Consider the following 18,669-nt stretch of genomic DNA (forward strand, 5'->3'; position numbering starts at 1 on the left):
GCGAACGGCGCTGCCCGGCGCCGTCCCCCGAGGAGCAGGACATGACGAAGAGACACTGGATCGGCTCGTACGGCTCGATCCCCGCCGAGATCGATGCCGATCGCCATCCTTCCGTAACCGCGCTGCTGGACGAAGCGATGCGCCGCTTTGCCGATCGCCCCGCGTTCCGTGCATTCGGCCGCACGCTGACCTACGCCGACGTCGATCGCCTGTCGGCCGCGCTCGCCGCATACCTGCAGCAGGTCGTGGGCGTGCGCAAGGGCGACCGCGTGGCCGTGATGCTGCCCAACGTGCTCGCGTTTCCGGTGGCGTTCGTCGCGCTCGCGCGGATTGGCGCGATCCAGGTCAACGTGAACCCGTTCTACACCGCGCACGAGCTCGAGCATCAGCTCAACGACGCGGGCGTCGACGTGGCGGTGGTGTGCGGCGGATCGATGGGCACGTTCGCCGACGTGGTCGGCAAGACGCGCATGCGAACCGTGCTGAGCGTCGGGCGCGGCGATCTCGGCGTCGTCGATGCGCCGGCCGGCGCGTGCGACGCGCTGCCGCCCGGCTCGATTCCGCTCGCGGACGCGATCGCCGCGGGCGAATCGCTCGCCTTCGAGCCGGTCGCGCTCGGCGGCGCCGATCTGCTGCTGCTGCAGTACACGGGAGGCACGACCGGGCTGTCGAAGGGTGCCGCGCTGTCGCACCGCAATCTCGTCGCGAACATCGAGCAGTTCGCGGCGATCGTGCCCGCCGCGCGTCAGCCGGGCGAGGAGGTCGTCGTCACGGCGATCCCGCTGTATCACATCTTCGCGCTGACAGTGAACTTCCTGTCCTACTTCGCGATCGGCGCGGAGAACTGGCTCGTCGTGAACCCGCGCGACATGGACGGCTTCATCGACGTGCTGAAGGCGGCGCGGCCGTCGGTGTTCGTCGGCGTCAACACGCTGTATGCGGGGCTCGCGGGCCATCCGCGGCTGAAGGAAGTGGACTGGTCGCGGCTGAAGCTGTCGGCCGGCGGCGGCGCGGCGGTGATCGACGTGATCTCCGCGCGCTGGAAGGCGGTGACGGGCAACTTCATCCGCGAAGGGTACGGGCTGTCGGAAACGTCGCCGGTGGTCACGTTCAACCCGCAGTCGATCGACGCGTTCACCGGCACGACGGGCCTGCCGCTGCCGTCGACCGACGTGAAGCTGCTCGACGACCAGGATCGCGAGGTGGCGATCGGCGAAGCAGGCGAGATCTGCGTGCAGGGGCCGCAGGTGATGGGCGGCTACTGGCAGAAGCCGGAAGCGAACGCGGCGGCGTTCACCGCCGACGGCTACTTCCGCACCGGCGACATCGGCGTGTTCGACGCGGCCGGTTTCCTGAAGATCGTCGACCGCAAGAAGGACATGATCATCGTGTCCGGCTTCAACGTGTACCCGAACGAGGTGGAAGCCGCTGCGACGTCGCTGGCGGGCGTGGCCGAATGCGCCTGTATCGGCGTGCCCGACGAGCGCACGGGCGAGGCCGTCAAGCTGTTCGTGGTGCTTGCGCCGGATGCGGCCGTCACCGAAGCGGAGATCGTCGCGCACTGCCGCGAGAACCTCGCGGCCTACAAGGTGCCGAAGCTGATCCGCCTGGTCGAGCGGCTGCCGAAGTCGACGGTCGGCAAGATCCTGCGCCGGGAACTCAGCCGCGCCGACTGATGGCGCCGAAGCGCCGCGCGCCCGTCGGCGCGCGGGCCGGCACGCCGATAGCCACGAAAGCTCCAAAGGCCCCGAAGGCCCAGTCCGGGCCGCTCAAGTACAATGCGAGCGGTTCGACTGACGGGGACGCGATGACCGGTTCAGACTCACCTTCCGCCCGGCCAGGGCATGCGCTGCCGTCGCCGAGCGCGACGGTGCCGATCTCGCTCGTCAACGGTTTTCTGGCGAGCGCCGGCGCGCGGCGCGACGTGGTCGAGCGCTACCTGCGCGGGGCCGGCATCCCGCTCGAGCTGCTCGGCGAGCCGCATGCGCGCGTGACGGAAGAGCAGTTCTCGACGCTGTACCGCACGCTCGCGATCGATCTCGACGACGAGATGCCCGGCATCTTCTCGCGCCCGCTGCGCGGCGGCACGCTGAAGTACCTCTGCCTGAGCCTGCTCGATGCGCGCAACCTCGAAACGGCGCTGCATCGTTTCGGCCAGTTCTTCCATATCCTGCTCGACGACTTCTTCGTCGAATCGAAGCGCGACGGTCTGGTCGCGCAGGTGCTGCTGCGGCCGAACCCGGCCATGGGCCCGATCGGCGCGCTCGGCCAGGAATTGATGCTCAAACTCGTGCACGGCGTGTGTTCCTGGCTGATCGGGCAGAAGATCCCGCTGCTGCAGATCGAGTTCGCGTGCCCGCGGCCGCGCCATGCGGTCGAACACCTGTACTTCTTCACCGGCTCCGTGCAGTTCGACTGCGAACGCACGCTGATGCGCTTCAGCGCCGACTATCTCGACGCGCCGATCCGGCAAAGCAAGCGCAACCTGCGCAAGTTCCTCGCGCGCGCGCCCGGCGACTGGATCTTCGAATCGTTCAGCGAACAGCTCGTGTGCCATCGCGTGCGGCAATACCTGTCGGCGGCGCTGCCCGACCTGCCGGTGATCGACCAGGCGGCCGAGCATCTGCATTGTTCGGTGCGCACGCTGAGCCGCCACCTGGCCTCGGAAGGCACGACGTTCCAGGCGCTCAAGGATGAACTGCGGCGCGACATCGCGATCCAGCGGCTCACCGATACGCTCGACACGATCGCCGCGATCGGCGCCGATATCGGCTTCGACGATCCGAGCGCGTTCCATCGCGCGTTCCGTCACTGGACGGGCAGCACGCCGGGGACTTACCGGCGGCGCGCGTAGCGCGGGTTTTTCAAACGCGATTTCAATTCCGCTCCCATAACCGGCATCCTTCGCGCGCTCCCATGGACGGCTCCCCATCGTCACGCGTCATCATGCGTGCGGCATGCTGTTGCGCTTGTCGTGTCGCGAATGGCGCATCGCGAAGATCGTCCACATCGCGTCGTTCGCCGTCACGAGCGGGCGGCGTCACGTCACGCTCGACGAATTCGACGGACCGGGCGAGCGCGTCGGCCTGGCAGCCCGGTCAGCTGCATGAACGCGCCGATGCGCCGGATTGCCTGCCGATCGAAGTCGCGTGGGTGATTTTCGGCAGCCAGGCAAACGCGATCGTTACCAGCATCACACCGACGACGAGCATCGGCACCACCATTGGCCACGCGCCCAGTTGATAGCGCGGATCGGTGAAAACGGCTGCCGTCTGTCCCGCGCTGAAAGCGAAGAACATCATGATGAAGCCGGACCACGACACCGCGCGGCCCGCGAGATGAGGCAGGCTGCTGACAGCCCCTGCCTGCCCGCATGGCTGATGGATCCCGTGGCCGAGGCAATACACGCCATGCCCCACGAGCAGCGGCCAGATGCTGCCGGGAAGCAGCGCGCACCCCAATGCCTGAATCACCGCGCCGGAGAGGCTCAACGTCGCGCCTTGTCGTACCGTTCGCAGCATGCTCTGACGTCGCAGCAACAGGCGGCAGCCATACGTACTCAGGACATAGACGAACGTACCGCTCGCCGGTATCCAGCCATATCGCTGGGGCGAGAGGCCGAGATACCGGATGTAGATTGCGGGAGACAGCAACAGAAAGCAGAACATGCCGGTGTACGTCGACGCGGCCAGCAGCGCCCATACCCGGAACGTGGCATTGCCGAATATCTCGCGCACGTCCCGGATCGAGCCGCGGCTCGAAGCGATTCTGGTGTAGCTTTCCTCGAAGCCGTACCAGCACATGACGAGCAGCCCGAATGCATACAGGCTCATCCCCGCGAGCACCCATCGCCATCCGGCCTGCTGCGTGACGTACGCACCGAGAATCGGCGCGAGGAACGCCATCATCCCCATTCCCATGAAACCACGTGCCATCACGTACGGGCCATCGGCCGCCGAATACCGGTCGCGCACCGTCGCGCGCGCGCATACCAGGATCGCGGCCATGGCAAAGCCCTGCATCGCGCGAGCGGCTACCAGCATCGCTGCGCTCGAAGCGAGCGCCGCCGCGAGCGCTGCCAGCGCATAGAGCGCCAGGCCGCTCAGCAACACGGGGCGGCGGCCGTATCGGTCCGAAAGACTCCCCATCGGCAATTGCCCGATACCGAATATCAATGCGAAAACCGTGAGGCTGACGCTGGCGGACCCCAGAGTTGCGGCGATTTCAGGCAGCGCCGGCAGGTAACTGTCGGTCGCCACCGGCTGGGCCGCCAGCAGAAGCGGCAGCATGAGCGCGAAGTTCAGGCGGGCAGGGCGCGTGGTGTCCGGCATGACGGTTTTCGGCACGGTATCAGGCATCGGGTGAAGACAGCGGCAACGCACGTTCGCGCTGCCGGTGAGGGCGCGGCAGCAAGCTGGAAATGCTCGGCGGAAGGGGCGCCGAACACGACGCCCCGTCGAGCGCTGGCTAGCTGCCCAGGGATCCTGGCACGTGTTCGCGCACGATGCGATGGCGCGCCATCGCGTCCACGCGCAGCCGATCGTATTCCGCCTTGTCGACCGGTTGAGCGTTCGCTCGCCCCAGGTCGTTCATGTGGACACGATGGGTCTCGCGTGCGCTCGCGGCCGCGAGCGACGCAATCACGGTGATGCCGAACGCGATCGCGCCGACGATCAGCCAGACGTGGTGCCCTCCAGGCGGCGCGACTGCCGTGAACAGGGCGGGCAGCATCGCCGTGGCCGCGGTGCCGAGGTTCTGCGCGATTGCCATCGCCGAGACGCGCGTGCGGGTCGGGAAGAGTTCCGGGTAAAAGGCGGGAAATACCGCGTTGTAGCCCTGGTACACCACACCCCACATGAGCATCGACATCACGAATGCGAGCGGCACGTTGCGGATGCTGATCGCATACAGGTAGGCGAACGCGAGCAGGCCGGCCGCCAGCGAGCCGACGATGATCGGCGGGCGGCGTCCGACCTTGTCGGACAGGTTGCCGACGAACGGAATCACGATCATCGCAACGATATTGCCCACCACCGTGATCCAGAGATAGACATCTTTCTGGAATCCGATCCCATACGCTGGCTGGACCGCATAGGCTGCGCCGAAGATGGTGGCGACGACCGGAATCACGTTCATCATCGACATGCAGGCAACGCGCACCATGTCGGGAAAGTGGTGCTTGAAAGCGTCGGCAACGGGCGAGCCGGCTTGCGATCGGTTGCGTACCGCTTCATCGAAGGCCGGCGACTCGTCGACCTCGCGACGAATGATCAAACCCGCAACGATGACCAGCGCACTCAGCAGGAACGGAATGCGCCAGCCCCAGCTGTCGAATTGCGCGGACGGCATGTAGTAGGCGAGCGGCAGGAACACGGCGGCGGCCAGCACTTGCCCGGCCTGCACGCCCTGTAGCGTGAAGCTGACGAAGTATCCGCGCCGACCGAACGGCGCGTGTTCCAGGATCATCGAGCTCGCGCCGGTGATCTCGCCGGCCACGGCGAAACCTTGCAGCAGGCGAAGCATCACCAGCAATGCCGGCGCGATCAGCCCGGCTTGCTGATAGGTCGGCAGGAGGCCGACGCCGACGGTCGAGATGCCCATCAGGAACATGCAGAAAAGCAGGACGGTTTTCCGTCCGCGCGTGTCGCCGAGATGGCCCAGCACGAACGCGCCGATCGGGCGCGACACATAGCCGACACCGTAAGTGGCCAGCGACGCGATGATGGCTGTCGTGGGGCTCCCGTGCGGAAAGAATATCTGCGGGAAGATCAGCGCCGATGCCGTGGCGTAGATGAAGAAATCGTAGTATTCGAGCACCGAGCCGATCCAGCCGCTGGCGGCGGCTTTTCTCGATTGGTGCCTGCCCCGGGGCTCGTCCCGCAAGGTCGTGGTCATCGTCGTCTCCAGATATTGATATGTGTGCCGGGCAACGCGGGTGATGCGGGAGTCGTCACTGCCCGATGTATCGACTCCGTTGTGTGACCGGACCGAGGCCCATCGATACGACGCACGGCGAACAACCGCGGAACGGTTGCGCATGTGCGTCGATCCCGCATCGGTAGCCGATGCGGGAATCGGTCATTCCTCGCCGAGCGCCGAAACCGCGGCCCTCAGCGCCAGCAGATAGCTTTGGACACCGAAACCGCAAATCTGCCCGCTGACGATCTCGGCCAGGACGGAGTGATGCCGGAACGGCTCGCGCGCATGAATGTTGGACATGTGCAGTTCGACGATCGGGCACGTGAGGATGGCAAGGGCATCGCGAATGCCGTAGCTGTAATGCGTCCATGCCCCGGCGTTGATCAGCACCGCATCCTGGCGTTCCTCGAAGGCGCGATGAATGCGCTCGCACATCGCGCCTTCGCTGTTCGTCTGGAACGATTCCACCTGTACGCCCAGTTCCTCCGCCAGCCCTTGCAGCCGTGCGTCGATCTGCGCGAGCGTGATCGTCCCGTACTGTGCGGGGTCGCGCTTGCCGAACATGTTGTGATTGATGCCGTGCAGCATCAGGATCTTCTTCATGCGAATCTCCATCGCGTGTTCAATCAAAGGGCACGGCCAGCCGATCGATCACCGAACTGGTCTCGGGGCGTACGCCGCGCCACCATGCGAACGCTTCGGCCGCCTGCTCGACCAGCATGCCGACACCATCCGCAATGCCGTGTACGCCTGCGTTTTTCGCGAGCCGGAGAAACGGCGTCAGACGCTTGCCGTATGCAAGTTCGTAGGCGGTGCCGGTCGGACTGAACACGCTCGGCGGGACCGGCGGCAGGTCGCCGGTCAGGCTCGCCGACGTCGCATTGACGACCAGGTCGAAACGCCCCATCCGTGCGAGGTCTGCGTAGCCGCCGGCAACGAGCGGACCGCGTCCGGCAACCTGCGCGACCAAGGCGCGCGCCTTGTCGACGTTGCGATTCGCGATGACCAGTTCAGCCGGTCCGGCTTCGAGGAACGGCAAAAGCGCGCCGCGTGCCGCGCCGCCCGCACCGAGCACCAGGACACGCTTGCCGGCCATCGGCAGATTGAGGTTCACCTCGATATCGCGAACCAGGCCGATGCCGTCGAAGTTGTCGGCCAGGATGCGGCCGCCGTCGAACTTGAGCGCGTTGGCCGCGCCCGCGAGCTGTGCCCGCTCGCTGCGTTCGTCCGACATCGCGAACGCGTCGAGCTTGAACGGCGCCGTGACGTTGATGCCCTTGCCGCCGCCCTCGAAGAAGGCACGAACCGCGGCGGCGAAAGCGCCTGCCGGCTCGACGGGCCCCTCGATGGGCGTATAGCTGATGTCCTGACGCGTCTGCTGCGCGAAGAAGCCGTGAATCAGTGGGGATTTCGTGTGCCCGATCGGATTGCCGATCACCGCGTATTGGTCGGTCATCATTGGCTCGCTTTTGAATAGAGGACGCCGTCGGCCTGCATCGCGTCGATTTCCGCCGAATCGAACCCGAGGGAGCGCGCGACTTCCGCGTTGTGCTGCCCGAGGTCGGGCGCGACGTCGCGAATCGTCGTATCGCAATCGGAAAACCGGAACGGCAGGTTGGGCAGGCGCAGCGTCCCGTAGCGCGGATGCTGTTGCTCGACCACCATGCCTCTCGCCTGGATCTGCGGATCGTTCAATACCTCGTCGATGCGCTGCACCTTCGCGCACGGCACGTCGATGCCGTCGAGCAGATCGAGCACCGACGCGACGGAACGCGCGGCCACCCACGGCTCGACCACCGACAGAATCTCCGCGCGGTGCGCGTTGCGCCCGGTGCTGTCGTGAAACCGTGTGTCGGCGCCGAAGTCCGACGGGCCGCCGTGCGTCGCGATCAGCTCGGCGAAGCGTTTCCACGCGTCGTCGACTTGTGCGGCGATCACGAGATCGCCGTCCGCGGCACGGAACACGCCATAGAGTGTGGAGGTCGGCATGTCGTGCCCGGTCTGCTCGGGCAGCACGCCCTGCAGCGTGTAGCACTGCACCGCATATTCGTGCATCGATACCAGCGTGTCGTACAGCGCCATGTCGATGTGTTGCCCGCGGCCGCTCTTCACGCGCCCCAGCAGCGCGGCGTTGATGGCCGCGACCGCATGAATGCCGGTGTACATGTCGCCGAGCGAGATGCGCAGCAGCGGCGGCCGCTCACCCGGCGTGCCCACCATCTGCATGATTCCGCTCTTGGCTTCCGCGATCAGCCCGAAGCCTGCGCGATGCGCGTCCGGACCGGTGTGCCCGTACGCCGAAATCGAACAGTAGACGAGGCCCGGATTGCGCGCCGACAGTTCGGCATAGCCGAGCCCGAGCTTGTCCAGTGCGCCCGGCCGATAGTTCTCGATGAACACGTCGGCGGAGTCGCACAGCTGCTGCATGAACGCCTTGCCGCGCGCGTCCTTCATGTTGACGCTCACGCCGCGCTTGCCCATGTTGAGCTGCAGGAAGTAGCCGCTTTGCTGGTCGTCGAGCACGGTCGCGTGCTGGCGTCCGGCGTCGCCCGATCCGGGGCGCTCGACCTTGATGACTTCGGCGCCGAGCGCCGCGAGACAGCGCCCGACATACGGACCGGCAAGGAAGTGGCTGTAGTCGATGACGCGAATGCCTTCGAGTGGGCGAGCCTGCATTACAGTGCCTCCGGGCGGCGCGGCACCATCAGGCGATGCTCGCCGCGTTGAACGACCTGACCGTCCTGATTGATCAGCTCCGACGGCAGCACGACGATGCCCCAATCCGGGCGACTCTTGCTGGCCCGCATCGAGCCGACGCGGAACTTCACGTGCAGCACGTCGCCGACCTTGATCGGCAGCAGGAAATCCCAGCTCCAGCCGAGCGACATGCCCGGCAGAAAGCGATAGTCGCTCTGCGTCTTCAGGCCGTCGGCGATGGACAAGCCGAACAGCCCGTGCGCGACGAGGCATCCGAAATGGCTCGCGTTGGCGTATTCCTCGTCCACGTGGACGGGCGTATGGTCGCCGGTGAGGTCGGCGTACGCGAGAATGCGCTCCTTGGTCACGATGTAGGTCGGGCTCGTGCACGTGTCGCCCTCGCGGGCGTCGTCCCAGTATTTCTCGACGATCGTCATGGTCATGCCTCCGCGCGCGGGTTGATCGCCAGTGCCTGCGCGACGCAGGAAGCCGGCCGGGCCTGGATCAGTTCGACGGCGAGGCCGTCGGGCAGGCGAAGCCAGTTCCGCCCTTGCGGCATCTCCGACACGCCGAACCGTTGTGCCGCGGCCAGCGCGGCTTCCAGGTCTTCGCACATCACGCCGAGATGCGCGAGCCGGCCTTCCGGGCCATCGTGTTCCGGCGCGTGGATGAACTGCAGGCCGCCGAGCGTCCAGTACTGCCGCGGCGCGTCGAGCGTGCCGTCCACTTCGCGCAGCGTCATGCCGAGCACTTCCTCGAAGAAGCGGATGTGCCAGCGGATGTCCTTCACCCAGATCGCGACGTGTTCGAGATAGGCTTTCGTGGCATTCATGCGCCGGCCTCCTGCCGTTGGCGATCGGCCATCGCGCGTTCCAGTCCCTTGATGCAGGCGACGAGCGTTGCATTGACCGGGGTCGGCACGCCGTAGCGCTGCCCCCAGCGCACGACCGAACCGTTGATGAAGTCGATTTCGGTGATCGAGCCCTTCTCCAGGCTTTGCAGCATCGACGTCTTGAAGGTCGCGGGGAGCCCCTCGGCGGCGAGCGTCCAGGCCTGTTCCGGATCGGTCATCGACAGCTTGACGCCAGCGGCCTGCGCCGCCGAGATCGCCTCGGCCACCGCCGCGAGCGACGTCGCCTTCAGCAGCGGCTCATCGTAAAGCTGCCCGTAGGTGAGGCCGGTGAGGCCGGTCAGCGCACCCGTCGCGACATTCACCAGCAGCTTGTCCCACATCGTGCCGACGATGTTGTCGCTGATCGTCGTGGCGAGGCCGGCGGCATCGAACGCGGCGGCGATTGCCTGCACGCGCGGTGTGATGCGGCCGTCGAGTTCGCCGATATAGGTGTATTTGCCGATCACGCCGGACTCGATATGGCCCGCGCCGCGCAGCACGCCACCGACGTAGGTCTTGCCCGCGAGGACGCGCTCGCGGCCGACGACGTCGATCAGGATGTCCTCGTGTCCGAGGCCGTTCTGCAGCGACAGCACGGCGGTATCCGGACCCACCAGCGATTGGGCGCCGCGGATGGCCGCGTCGGTTTGGAACGACTTGACCAGCACCACCACCAGGTCGGCCACGCCGACATCGGCAGCCTGAGTCGTCGCGTGGACGCGTACGTGGCGGGTGCCGCCCGCGTCGTCGACGCGCAGGCCGTCACGGCGCATCGCATCGACGTGTGCAGGCGAGCGGTCGATCAGCCAGGTCTCGTGGCCGCCTTGGGTAAGGGTGGCGCCGATCGCGCAGCCCAGCGCGCCAGCGCCCAGAATTGCTATTTTCAATGGCTTCTCCTTGACGTATGGCATCACGATAGGAGTCGCCGCTCATGCCGACAATGCAATGGATACAATGGCATCATTGCTATGGACAATAACGCCACGATGCCCGCCGACCTGCCCGACCTGAAGCTGCTTCAGCTGTTCGATCTCCTGTACGACGTGCGCAGCGTCACGCGCGTCGCCGAGCAACTGGGCCAGAGCCAGCCGACGGTCAGCATCTGGCTCGGCCACTTGAGGGAACACCTGCACGATCCGCTCTTCATCCGGACACCCGGCGGCATGGCGCCGACGCCGCAAGCCGATGCGCTGATCGGGCCATGCCGGGAAATTCTCGAATCCCTGCGGCGCTTCACCGCGTGGGAGATCGCGTTCGATCCAGCGACGGCCCAGCGGCGCTTTCGTATCTGCATGACCGACGCGAGCCACATCACGCTGCTTCCAAGGTTGCTGGCCCATGTCCGGGCGCAGGCGCCCGGCGTCCGGCTGGAAGTCGCACGGATCGACGGCAATACGGAACGCGCGCTCGAATCCGGCGAAGCCGATCTCGCGATTGGCTATGTGCCGTGGCTGGGTGGCGGCATTTATCAGCAGAAGCTGTACGACCAGGACTGGGTATGTCTGGCCAACCGGCATCATCCGAGGATTCGCGGCCGGCTCGGGGCCAGGCAGTACCGTTCCGAAGGACATGTCGCCATTACCGCGGGAACCGGGGCGCAACTCCTCGAACAGGCGCTGCGGCAGGCGCGCATCGAGCGAGACGTCGTGCTGGAGTTGCCGGGTTTTCTGGGTTTGGGTGCGATCGTCCAGACGACCGACCTGATCACGACGCTCCCCCGTCATATCGGCCAGACACTGGCTCAGGCGAGTGATCTGGCGGTTCATGCGTGTCCGATCCCGGTCGACGGGTTCGCGGTACGGCAGCATTGGCATGCGCGATATCACCATGAGGCAGGCAACCGGTGGCTGCGCGGCGTCGTGATTCAACTGTTCGGTGCATCGCAGTGACCTGCGGCTCTGGCGTTCGCGAGGGACGCCAGCCTGCCCGGCGCCTGGCTGGATGCAAAACGTCCGTCGAGCGGCGTTTTTCGACGTTTTGCGTCGATGTTCGATACGGTTGAGATTTTTTCAGTCGCATCGAGGCGATATGATTTCTCCAGCCTCAACATCGTCGGCCAAACCATGAAGCGCGCCAGCATCGCTGCGCCGCGGCCCCGCAAGCACGAGAGAGTTGTATGCCGGACACGCCAATCGTCATCGTTGAACACGCCCGCAGGCGAACCGCTCAAGTCCGGGCCGGCGACGTCCCGGCCGCGTTGCAGGATGGTCCCAAGTGGGTGTGCAGGATCGTCCCGGAGCACGCGCAGCGGTCCCGCGAAGGGCACCGATCCGCTGCAAGCGCGGCTGAAGCGCTCGGCCGACTGAAGCCTGCGAACGTCGTGTTGACGGAGCCTGTCCCGAGCGCCGGCGGCTGGCTGGCGCGCTCGTCGACCGACGGGGCCGGCCGGTGTCGCGCCTATGCGCATCTCGGGGCGGACCGCGTCCTCGAGATGGTCGGCATGCCGGGCGTCGGCCCGTGGCTCGACGAGCACGACACCTGGTGGCCCGGCGCTTACGAGTTGCCGCTGCTTGAACAGTTGTGCGCGAACGCGTCGCCTCTGCGCGACTTGCTTGGTGCGACTGCATCCGCCCATCTGATGATGAGCCTGACCGAAGTCGACGGCACCGCACTCGTGACCGAATCGGACGATGGCATCGAGCGTCCGTTCCGAATTCCTGCGGGTGTGGATACGATCCATTTCGCACCGGTGCGTATCTGTGGGCCGGCGGCGCAGTGGCGCGAAACACTCGTTACCGCGTTCGACCGTGTCCGGCATCTGGTCGGGCTCAGATCGGCGCGCCCTTTCTATCTTTGACGCAAACACCCGTTCTCCGGCAGGCCACGCCATGACCGACGCACTCGACTCCTTCGACCGCAAGATCCTGAATATCGTCCAGCGCGATTGCACCGCGACTGCGGATGCCATCGCCGAACGGATCGGCCTGTCCACGTCGGCCGTGCAAAAGCGGCTGAAGCGCATGCGCACCGAAAAGATCATTTCGGCGGAAATCGCGGTGGTCGACCGCGCGGCGGTCGGCAGGCCGATGACGTTCATCGCGGCGATCGAGATCGAACGCGAAAACTACGAGACGGTCGCCCGGTTCCGCGAGTGGTCGAAGGCGCATGACGAAATCCAGCAGATCTATTACGTGACCGGCTCCGTCGACCTGATCGCGATCATCACCGCGCACGACGTCGAGGCATACGACCGACTGTCCGCGCGAATCATGCAGAGCAATCCGATGATCCGCCGGATCAACACGAATGTCGTGCTGAGCGCGGTCAAGGTCGGGCTGTTCGTGCCGGTCGACAAGGACGGCGACGACGAACCGCCGGCCACCTGACGTACTCGTTTCGCGCGGGACGGGCGATCCGTCCGTCCCGCATGACAAACCGCAACGGATGATGACTTGAATCGGGCGAAACGCCTAATTTGAAAATCGATTCGCATAACTAACCTGTGTCGTGTCGTCAATGAACAGGAGAAGATCAAGATGGAACTCAAACTGGCACTGGTCGGTTTCGGCGGAGTCAATCAGGGACTCGTCGATTTGCTCAAAAAGAAGCGTGCGATGCTGGGTGCGGCGGGACTCGACGTATCGGTGACGATGGTCGCCGACCTGCGGCTCGGGATCGCGACGAATCCTCGCGGTATCGCGCTGGACGTCCTCGACGAAACCGCTCGGCGGGGCGTCGATGCCGAAGCGCTGCGTCGCGATCCCGGCACGCTGGTGTCGCCGGACGTTGGCTTCGGCGCGGTGCTGAAGGCCATCGCGTCGGATCACGTGGATGTCGTCATCGAGGCGACCTTCACCGATCCGAACACCGGTGAGCCCGCGCTGTCGCATTGCCGTACCGCGCTCGAATGCGGCAAGCACGTGATCACGACCAACAAGGGGCCGATCGCGCTCGCGCAGCCGGCACTGGCGCGGATCGCCGCGCAATCGGGTGCTTGTGTGATGTACGAGGGCACGGTGATGAGCGGCACGCCGGTGCTGCGGCAGCTCGCGACGTCGCTGCGCGGCTGCGACATCCACGGCTTCGCCGGCATCCTGAACGGCACGTCGAATTACGTGCTCGGTGAGGTCGAGGCCGGCGCGAGCTTCGATGCGGCGATCCGGGATGCGCAGCAGCGCGGCTATGCGGAGGCGAACCCGGCGGCCGACGTCAACGGTTCTGACGTACAGCTGAAAGTCGTCATTCTGGCGAACGCACTGTGGAATGCCGGCCTCAAGCGTAGCGACGTGACCTGCCGCGGCATCGTGGAACTGACCGAGCACGACGTGCGCGCAGCGGCGGCGGAGCGCATGTCCTGGCGGTTGATCGGATCCGCCACCCGCCATCCGGACGGCACCGTGACCGCGAGCGTCGAACCGCGCAAGCTCCCGGCCGGCCATCCGCTGCTTGCCGCGAGCGGCGTGACGAATGCGATCACGTTCGACACCGACGTGCTCGGCGGCGTGACGATCAGCGGGCCGGGTGCCGGCCGCGAGGAAACGGCGTTCGCGATCCTCTCCGACCTGATCGAACTGGCGGACAGGATTGGCGCAGCCTCGCACGAGGTGGCGGCATGAGCGCGCGCGATGCGGTGATGAGCAACTGCACGGCAGCCGGCGTAGCCGATGTTCGGTCGCCGTATGACGGCTCGATCGTCGGTCAGGTTCGTCTGGCGCGAGCCGATGCAGCGCCGGTCCTCGTCGAGCGCGCGCTCGACGGCGCGCGCGCGGCCGCAACCATGCCGCGCAGCCAGCGGGCCGACATCCTGTTTCGCGCAGCCGTGAGCGTGGAGGCACAAGCGGAGACGTTCGCACGCACGATCGCGCTTGAAGCGGGCAAGCCGCTGCGGCAGGCCCGCAAGGAAGTCGCGCGCTGCGTGAACACGCTGCGCCTGTCGGGCGAGGAAGCGAAACGACTCAACGGCGAGACGATCCCGTTCGACGGGTATCCCGGCTCGGAGGATCGCAGCGGCTACTACACGCTGGAACCGCTGGGCGTGATTCTCGCGATCACGCCTTTCAACGACCCGTTGAACCTCGTCGCACACAAGCTCGGGCCGGCGATCGCGACCGGCAATGCGGTCATCCTGAAACCCTCGTTGCTCGCGCCGCTTTCCGCACAGGCGCTCGTCGAGGTCCTGTGGGAAGCCGGTGCGCCGCGCGCCGCGCTGCAGATCGTGCACGGCGGCGCGGATATCGCGTCCGCTCTGGTGCGCGACCGGCGGATCCGGATGGTGACCTTTACCGGTGGCCCGCAGACCGGCGAGGCCATCACGCGCGATGCGGGGCTCAAGAAGATCGCGATGGACCTGGGCGGAAATGCGCCGGTGATCGTCATGGCCGACTGCGACCTGAAGGATGCCGCCGAATCGTGCGTGTCGGGCGCGTTCTGGGCCGCGGGACAGAACTGCATCGGCACGCAGCGGATCTTCGTCGCCGAGGCCGCGTACGAGCCGTTCGTGCGGTATTTCGTCGAACTGACCGGCAGGATGATCGTCGGCGATCCGCTGGACGACGCGACCGACATGGGGCCGATGATAGGCGAGGAACAGGCGACGCGCATCGAGCGCTGGGTCGACGAAGCAGTCGCGGGCGGTGCGACGGTGCTGACCGGCCATCGGCGGCGCGGGGCGCTGTATGAACCGACGGTGCTCGCGGATGTGCCGCACGACGCGCGTGTATGGACCGACGAGGTATTCGCGCCGGTCGTGACCATCGAGAAATTCACCGACCTGCAGCAGGCACTCGACGCGGCCAACGCGTCGGAGAGCTGCCTGCATGCAGGCGTGTTCACCAACCGCCTGGAGGTGGCGCTCGGCGCGGCCGAGCGCCTGCAGGCGGGCGGCGTGATGATCAACGATTCGTCCGATTACCGCTTCGACGGCATGCCGTTCGGCGGATTCAAGCATGGGTCGCTGGGCCGCGAAGGCGTTCGGTTCGCGATGACGGAAATGACGCAGCCGAAGGTGGTCTGCTTCAGGCGCAACCGGCGGCTGTCGAGCTGATGCGCAGGCGCGGGCCCCTCGCGGGCCGGCGCGGCGCGAACCGGAGCGGTGTGAGCAACGTATCGAAGAAGGAGTCGAGGATGCCAGCAGCAATTCCTGCATGCAAACCGGCGGCGGACGCGCTGGTGGTCGAGGATATTCACAAGTCGTTCGGCGGTGTCGAGGTGCTGAAGGGCATCTCGCTGACTGCGAAGAATCATGAGGTCGTGTCGATCCTCGGCAGCAGCGGGTCGGGAAAAAGCACGTTTCTCAGGTGCATCAACTTGCTGGAAATGCCCGACCGTGGCCGGATCTGCGTGAATGGCGAAACGCTCGCGCTGAAACAGGCAGGCCGCGACGGCGCGCTCGTCGCGGCCGACGCGCGGCAGGTGATGCGCGTGCGCCGCAAGCTTGCGATGGTGTTCCAGCAGTTCAATCTCTGGGCGCACATGACCGTGCTGCAGAACGTGATGTTCGTGCCGGTGCGCGTGCTCGGCGTGCCGAAGCGCGACGCCCGCGACAAGGCGATCGCGATGCTCGAACGGGTCGGGCTCGCCGGCAAGTGCGAACACTATCCGAACCAGCTGTCGGGCGGCCAGCAGCAACGCGTCGCGATTGCACGAGCGCTCGCGACCGACCCCGACGTGATGCTGTTCGACGAGCCGACGTCGGCGCTCGATCCGGAGCTCGTCGGCGAAGTATTGAAGGTGATGCGCTCGCTGGCGGACGAGGGACGCACGATGCTCGTCGTCACGCACGAGATGGGATTTGCGCGCGAAGTCGCGAACCGCGTCGTGTTCGTCCACCAGGGGCGAATCGAGGAAGACGGCAGTCCTGACGAGGTGTTCGCGAGCCAGAAATCGCCGCGTTTCCAGAAGTTTCTGTCCAGCATCATCTGATGCGGATTCAATGTCAACCGGAGGGGGAAATCATGAAAAAGCTGCTTCAGTCGCTGTGCGTGGGCGCGGCATTGCTCGGTTCGGTCGCGCATGCCGAGCAGGTCGTGCGGGTCGGCACGCTCGCCGATTACGCGCCGTTCGAATACAAGGATGCGTCCGGCAAGCTGCAGGGCATGGAGATCGACATCGGCAAGAAGATGTGCGACGCGATGAAGGTCAAGTGCCAGTGGGTGACGATGGATTTCGACGCGCTGATTCCGGCACTCAAGGCGAAGCAGATCGATGCGGTGCTCGCGCAAATGTCGAAGACGCCGGAGCGTGAGCAGTCGGTGGACTTCACGCGCATTTTCACGACGGCGCCCGTGCAGCTCGTCGCGAAGCAGGGCTCGGGCATCACGGACAACGCCGCCTCGCTGCGCGGCAAGACGATCGGCGTTCAGACGGCATCGACGCACGAATCCTATCTGCGCCGCCGCCTGCCGGCGAGCAAGTCGGGGATCAACGTGAAGGTCTATCAGACGCTCGACGAGGCGTGGCTCGATCTCGCGGCCGGGCGCGTCGATGCGGTGTTTGCCGACAACACGGTCGCGTACGACTGGTTGACGAAGGCCGGCAGGAAGGAGGGCTTCGACTTCGTCGGCAAGCCGATCGCCGATGCGGAGATCTTCGGCGACGGTACGGCGATCGCGGTACGCAAGGGCGACGCGCCGTTGAAGGCGCTGTTCGACAAGGGTATCGCGCAGGTGCAGGCGGATGGCACGTTCGCCGCGGCCAACAAGCGCTATTTCCCGTTCAGCATCGCGCCGCAATAACCGCGCATCGGCACCGCGCGGGCGCCGGACGGCGGCCTGCGCGATCCGCGTCTTACACGGAGCGACATGACGATGGACATCTTGATGAACTACGGTGCGCAGATCGCGGCTGGCGCGCTCGTCACGCTGGAGCTTGCAGTCGCCGCGCTGTGCGCCGGCATGCTGCTCGGCATCGCCGGTGCGTCGGCAAAACTGTCGAGCCTGGGGTGGCTCAGGCATGCGACCTATGCGCTGACCAATTTCCTGCGCGGCATTCCCGAGTTCCTGATCCTGTTGATCTGCTACTTCGGGCTGTCGCATCTGCTCAACGCGCAATTCGATGGCGCTCTGGTCATCAGCCCGTTCTCCGCCGGCGTGATCGCGCTCGCGGTGGTGTTCGGCGCCTACTCGTCGGAGATGTTCCGCGGCGCGTTCATCGCGGTGCCGGCCGGACAGATCGAGGCCGCGCGCGCGTACGGGATGACACGCCTGCAGACACTGTGGTACGTGCGGCTGCCGCAGGCATGGCGCATCTGCCTGCCGAGCCTGAACAACATGTGGCAGAACCTGCTGAAGGACACGTCGCTGGTGTCGATCGTCGGGCTCGAGGACATGTTGCGCAAGGCCAACATCGCCGCGCAGTTCACCAAGCAGCCGTTCGTCTTCTACGTGACGGTCGGACTCGTCTATTTCGGCTTTCTCGCCGCATCCAACCCCGTGTTCGCATGGCTCGAGCGCATCGCGGGCCGCGGTTACGCAAAACGCACCTGAAGAGGGCCATGTGATGAACGACTTTCTTTCCCTCATCGAGCAGTCCGGCCCGGACGTCGCGCGCGGCATAGGGATCACGCTCGAGCTGCTGGTGCTGTCATGCACCCTTGCGTTCGCGCTCGCGGTGCCGCTGGCTGTCGCGCGCACGTCGGCGTGCCGGTGGTTGTCGATTCCGAGCCGCCTGTTCATGTCGGTGTTTCGCGGCACGCCGCTGCTGGTGCAGATTTTCGTGCTGTATTACGGGCTCGCGCAGTTCTCGATCGTGCGTGCATCGCCTCTGTGGCTGCTGGTCGGCGGATCGTTCTCGTGTGCGTTGTGCGCGCTGACGCTCAATCTCGCGGCCTACATGGCGGAAGACATCCGGGGCGGAATTGCCGGCGTCCCCGCCGGCGAGAAGGAAGCCGCGCTCGCGTTCGGGATGAGCCGCTTCATGCTCACCTGGTTCGTGATCGTGCCGCGCGCGATCGGCATCGTCGCACCGACGCTCGGCAACGAGATCGTGCTGCAGCTGAAGTCGACCGCGCTTGCCAGCACGATCACCGTGCTCGACCTGACCGGTGTCGCGCGACGCATCTCCATCGAAACCTATACGACCGACGCGCTGATGCTGGCCGGCATCGTGTACGTCGGTATCACGGCTGTGCTTTCGACCGCGCTCAAACGCGTCGAAGGTCTGCTGAATCGCCATCTGGGCAGCGTGCGTGCCTGACGGGCGCCGCATGAACGCGACACAACGAA

General features: G+C 65.9%; 21 protein-coding genes. 12 read left to right on the top strand and 9 right to left on the bottom strand.

Translation table 11 applies throughout. The annotated features are described in order from the left end of the window. Window positions 1-41: 41 nt before the first annotated feature. From WS75_RS24050 to WS75_RS33830, 3 genes are all read left to right on the top strand, one after another. Complete coding sequence (locus WS75_RS24050; protein ID WP_059683921.1) at window positions 42-1,676, top strand: AMP-binding protein; 1,635 nt, start codon at window positions 42-44, stop codon at window positions 1,674-1,676. After that, the gene (locus WS75_RS24055; protein WP_373558514.1) at window positions 1,676-2,854 is read left to right on the top strand and encodes an AraC family transcriptional regulator; all 1,179 of its coding nucleotides are present in this window, start codon (window positions 1,676-1,678) and stop codon (window positions 2,852-2,854) included. The genes WS75_RS24050 and WS75_RS24055 overlap by 1 nt, the downstream gene beginning before the upstream one ends. A gap of 103 nt (window positions 2,855-2,957) precedes the next feature. Further along, window positions 2,958-3,110, top strand: coding sequence for a hypothetical protein (locus WS75_RS33830; RefSeq protein ID WP_156429875.1), 153 nt, complete (start codon window positions 2,958-2,960; stop codon window positions 3,108-3,110). On the opposite strand, the gene WS75_RS24060 is transcribed toward WS75_RS33830, so the two are convergent. From WS75_RS24060 to WS75_RS24095, 8 genes are all read right to left on the bottom strand, one after another. Continuing rightward, the gene (locus tag WS75_RS24060) at window positions 3,099-4,331 is read right to left on the bottom strand and encodes an MFS transporter (RefSeq protein ID WP_059683984.1); all 1,233 of its coding nucleotides are present in this window, start codon (window positions 4,329-4,331) and stop codon (window positions 3,099-3,101) included. The genes WS75_RS33830 and WS75_RS24060 overlap by 12 nt on opposite strands. Before the next feature lie 136 nt (window positions 4,332-4,467). After that, window positions 4,468-5,895, bottom strand: a complete 1,428-nt coding sequence (locus tag WS75_RS24065) for an MFS transporter (protein WP_059683925.1) — start codon at window positions 5,893-5,895, stop codon at window positions 4,468-4,470. Window positions 5,896-6,078: 183 nt separating this feature from the next. Continuing rightward, on the bottom strand, window positions 6,079-6,522 hold the full coding sequence (gene aroQ, locus WS75_RS24070) for a type II 3-dehydroquinate dehydratase (protein WP_059683990.1): 444 nt from the start codon (window positions 6,520-6,522) through the stop codon (window positions 6,079-6,081). Between the two features lie 19 nt (window positions 6,523-6,541). Next, window positions 6,542-7,375, bottom strand: coding sequence for a shikimate dehydrogenase (aroE, locus tag WS75_RS24075; RefSeq protein ID WP_059683987.1), 834 nt, complete (start codon window positions 7,373-7,375; stop codon window positions 6,542-6,544). Further along, window positions 7,375-8,595, bottom strand: coding sequence for a CaiB/BaiF CoA transferase family protein (locus WS75_RS24080; RefSeq protein ID WP_059683927.1), 1,221 nt, complete (start codon window positions 8,593-8,595; stop codon window positions 7,375-7,377). Before WS75_RS24080 ends, aroE begins: the two co-directional genes overlap by 1 nt. Next, window positions 8,595-9,053, bottom strand: coding sequence for a MaoC family dehydratase (locus WS75_RS24085; protein WP_059683929.1), 459 nt, complete (start codon window positions 9,051-9,053; stop codon window positions 8,595-8,597). Before WS75_RS24085 ends, WS75_RS24080 begins: the two co-directional genes overlap by 1 nt. 2 nt (window positions 9,054-9,055) lie before the next feature. Continuing rightward, entirely contained in the window at window positions 9,056-9,448 is a 393-nt protein-coding gene (locus WS75_RS24090) for a VOC family protein (protein ID WP_059683932.1), read from the bottom strand. Next, on the bottom strand, window positions 9,445-10,395 hold the full coding sequence (locus WS75_RS24095; RefSeq protein ID WP_059683992.1) for a ketopantoate reductase family protein: 951 nt from the start codon (window positions 10,393-10,395) through the stop codon (window positions 9,445-9,447). Before WS75_RS24095 ends, WS75_RS24090 begins: the two co-directional genes overlap by 4 nt. Before the next feature lie 81 nt (window positions 10,396-10,476). On the opposite strand from WS75_RS24095, the gene WS75_RS24100 reads away from it, so the two are divergent. Next, the gene (locus tag WS75_RS24100) at window positions 10,477-11,397 is read left to right on the top strand and encodes a LysR family transcriptional regulator (protein WP_059683934.1); all 921 of its coding nucleotides are present in this window, start codon (window positions 10,477-10,479) and stop codon (window positions 11,395-11,397) included. On the opposite strand, the gene WS75_RS33835 is transcribed toward WS75_RS24100, so the two are convergent. After that, on the bottom strand, window positions 11,373-11,588 hold the full coding sequence (locus tag WS75_RS33835) for a hypothetical protein (RefSeq protein WP_156429876.1): 216 nt from the start codon (window positions 11,586-11,588) through the stop codon (window positions 11,373-11,375). The genes WS75_RS24100 and WS75_RS33835 overlap by 25 nt on opposite strands. 36 nt (window positions 11,589-11,624) lie before the next feature. Between WS75_RS33835 and WS75_RS24105 the strand changes: the two genes are divergently transcribed. The 8 genes from WS75_RS24105 to WS75_RS24140 all read left to right on the top strand — a co-directional run bounded on the left by WS75_RS24105 (window position 11,625) and on the right by WS75_RS24140 (window position 18,640). Further along, window positions 11,625-12,305, top strand: coding sequence for a hypothetical protein (locus tag WS75_RS24105; protein WP_059683937.1), 681 nt, complete (start codon window positions 11,625-11,627; stop codon window positions 12,303-12,305). A 31-nt stretch (window positions 12,306-12,336) separates the two neighbouring features. Next, window positions 12,337-12,834, top strand: coding sequence for an Lrp/AsnC family transcriptional regulator (locus WS75_RS24110; protein ID WP_048021211.1), 498 nt, complete (start codon window positions 12,337-12,339; stop codon window positions 12,832-12,834). A gap of 150 nt (window positions 12,835-12,984) precedes the next feature. Beyond that, complete coding sequence (locus WS75_RS24115) at window positions 12,985-14,064, top strand: homoserine dehydrogenase (protein ID WP_059683940.1); 1,080 nt, start codon at window positions 12,985-12,987, stop codon at window positions 14,062-14,064. Then, window positions 14,061-15,491 (top strand): aldehyde dehydrogenase family protein, encoded by a 1,431-nt coding sequence (locus WS75_RS24120; RefSeq protein ID WP_059683945.1) that lies wholly within the window; start codon window positions 14,061-14,063, stop codon window positions 15,489-15,491. Before WS75_RS24115 ends, WS75_RS24120 begins: the two co-directional genes overlap by 4 nt. 80 nt (window positions 15,492-15,571) lie before the next feature. Then, window positions 15,572-16,369, top strand: a complete 798-nt coding sequence (locus WS75_RS24125; protein ID WP_059683953.1) for an ABC transporter ATP-binding protein — start codon at window positions 15,572-15,574, stop codon at window positions 16,367-16,369. A gap of 32 nt (window positions 16,370-16,401) precedes the next feature. After that, window positions 16,402-17,181 carry a transporter substrate-binding domain-containing protein gene (locus WS75_RS24130; protein WP_059683955.1) on the top strand — a complete coding sequence of 260 codons (780 nt, stop codon included), beginning with the start codon at window positions 16,402-16,404 and terminating at the stop codon, window positions 17,179-17,181. Between the two features lie 66 nt (window positions 17,182-17,247). Further along, window positions 17,248-17,931 (top strand): ABC transporter permease, encoded by a 684-nt coding sequence (locus WS75_RS24135; protein WP_257129443.1) that lies wholly within the window; start codon window positions 17,248-17,250, stop codon window positions 17,929-17,931. Between the two features lie 13 nt (window positions 17,932-17,944). Further along, window positions 17,945-18,640 (top strand): ABC transporter permease, encoded by a 696-nt coding sequence (locus tag WS75_RS24140; protein ID WP_082729723.1) that lies wholly within the window; start codon window positions 17,945-17,947, stop codon window positions 18,638-18,640. The last annotated feature ends 29 nt before the right edge of the window (window positions 18,641-18,669 follow it).

Origin of the sequence: Burkholderia sp. FL-7-2-10-S1-D7, from assembly GCF_001524185.1 — a bacterium.
GTDB lineage: Bacteria > Pseudomonadota > Gammaproteobacteria > Burkholderiales > Burkholderiaceae > Burkholderia > Burkholderia diffusa.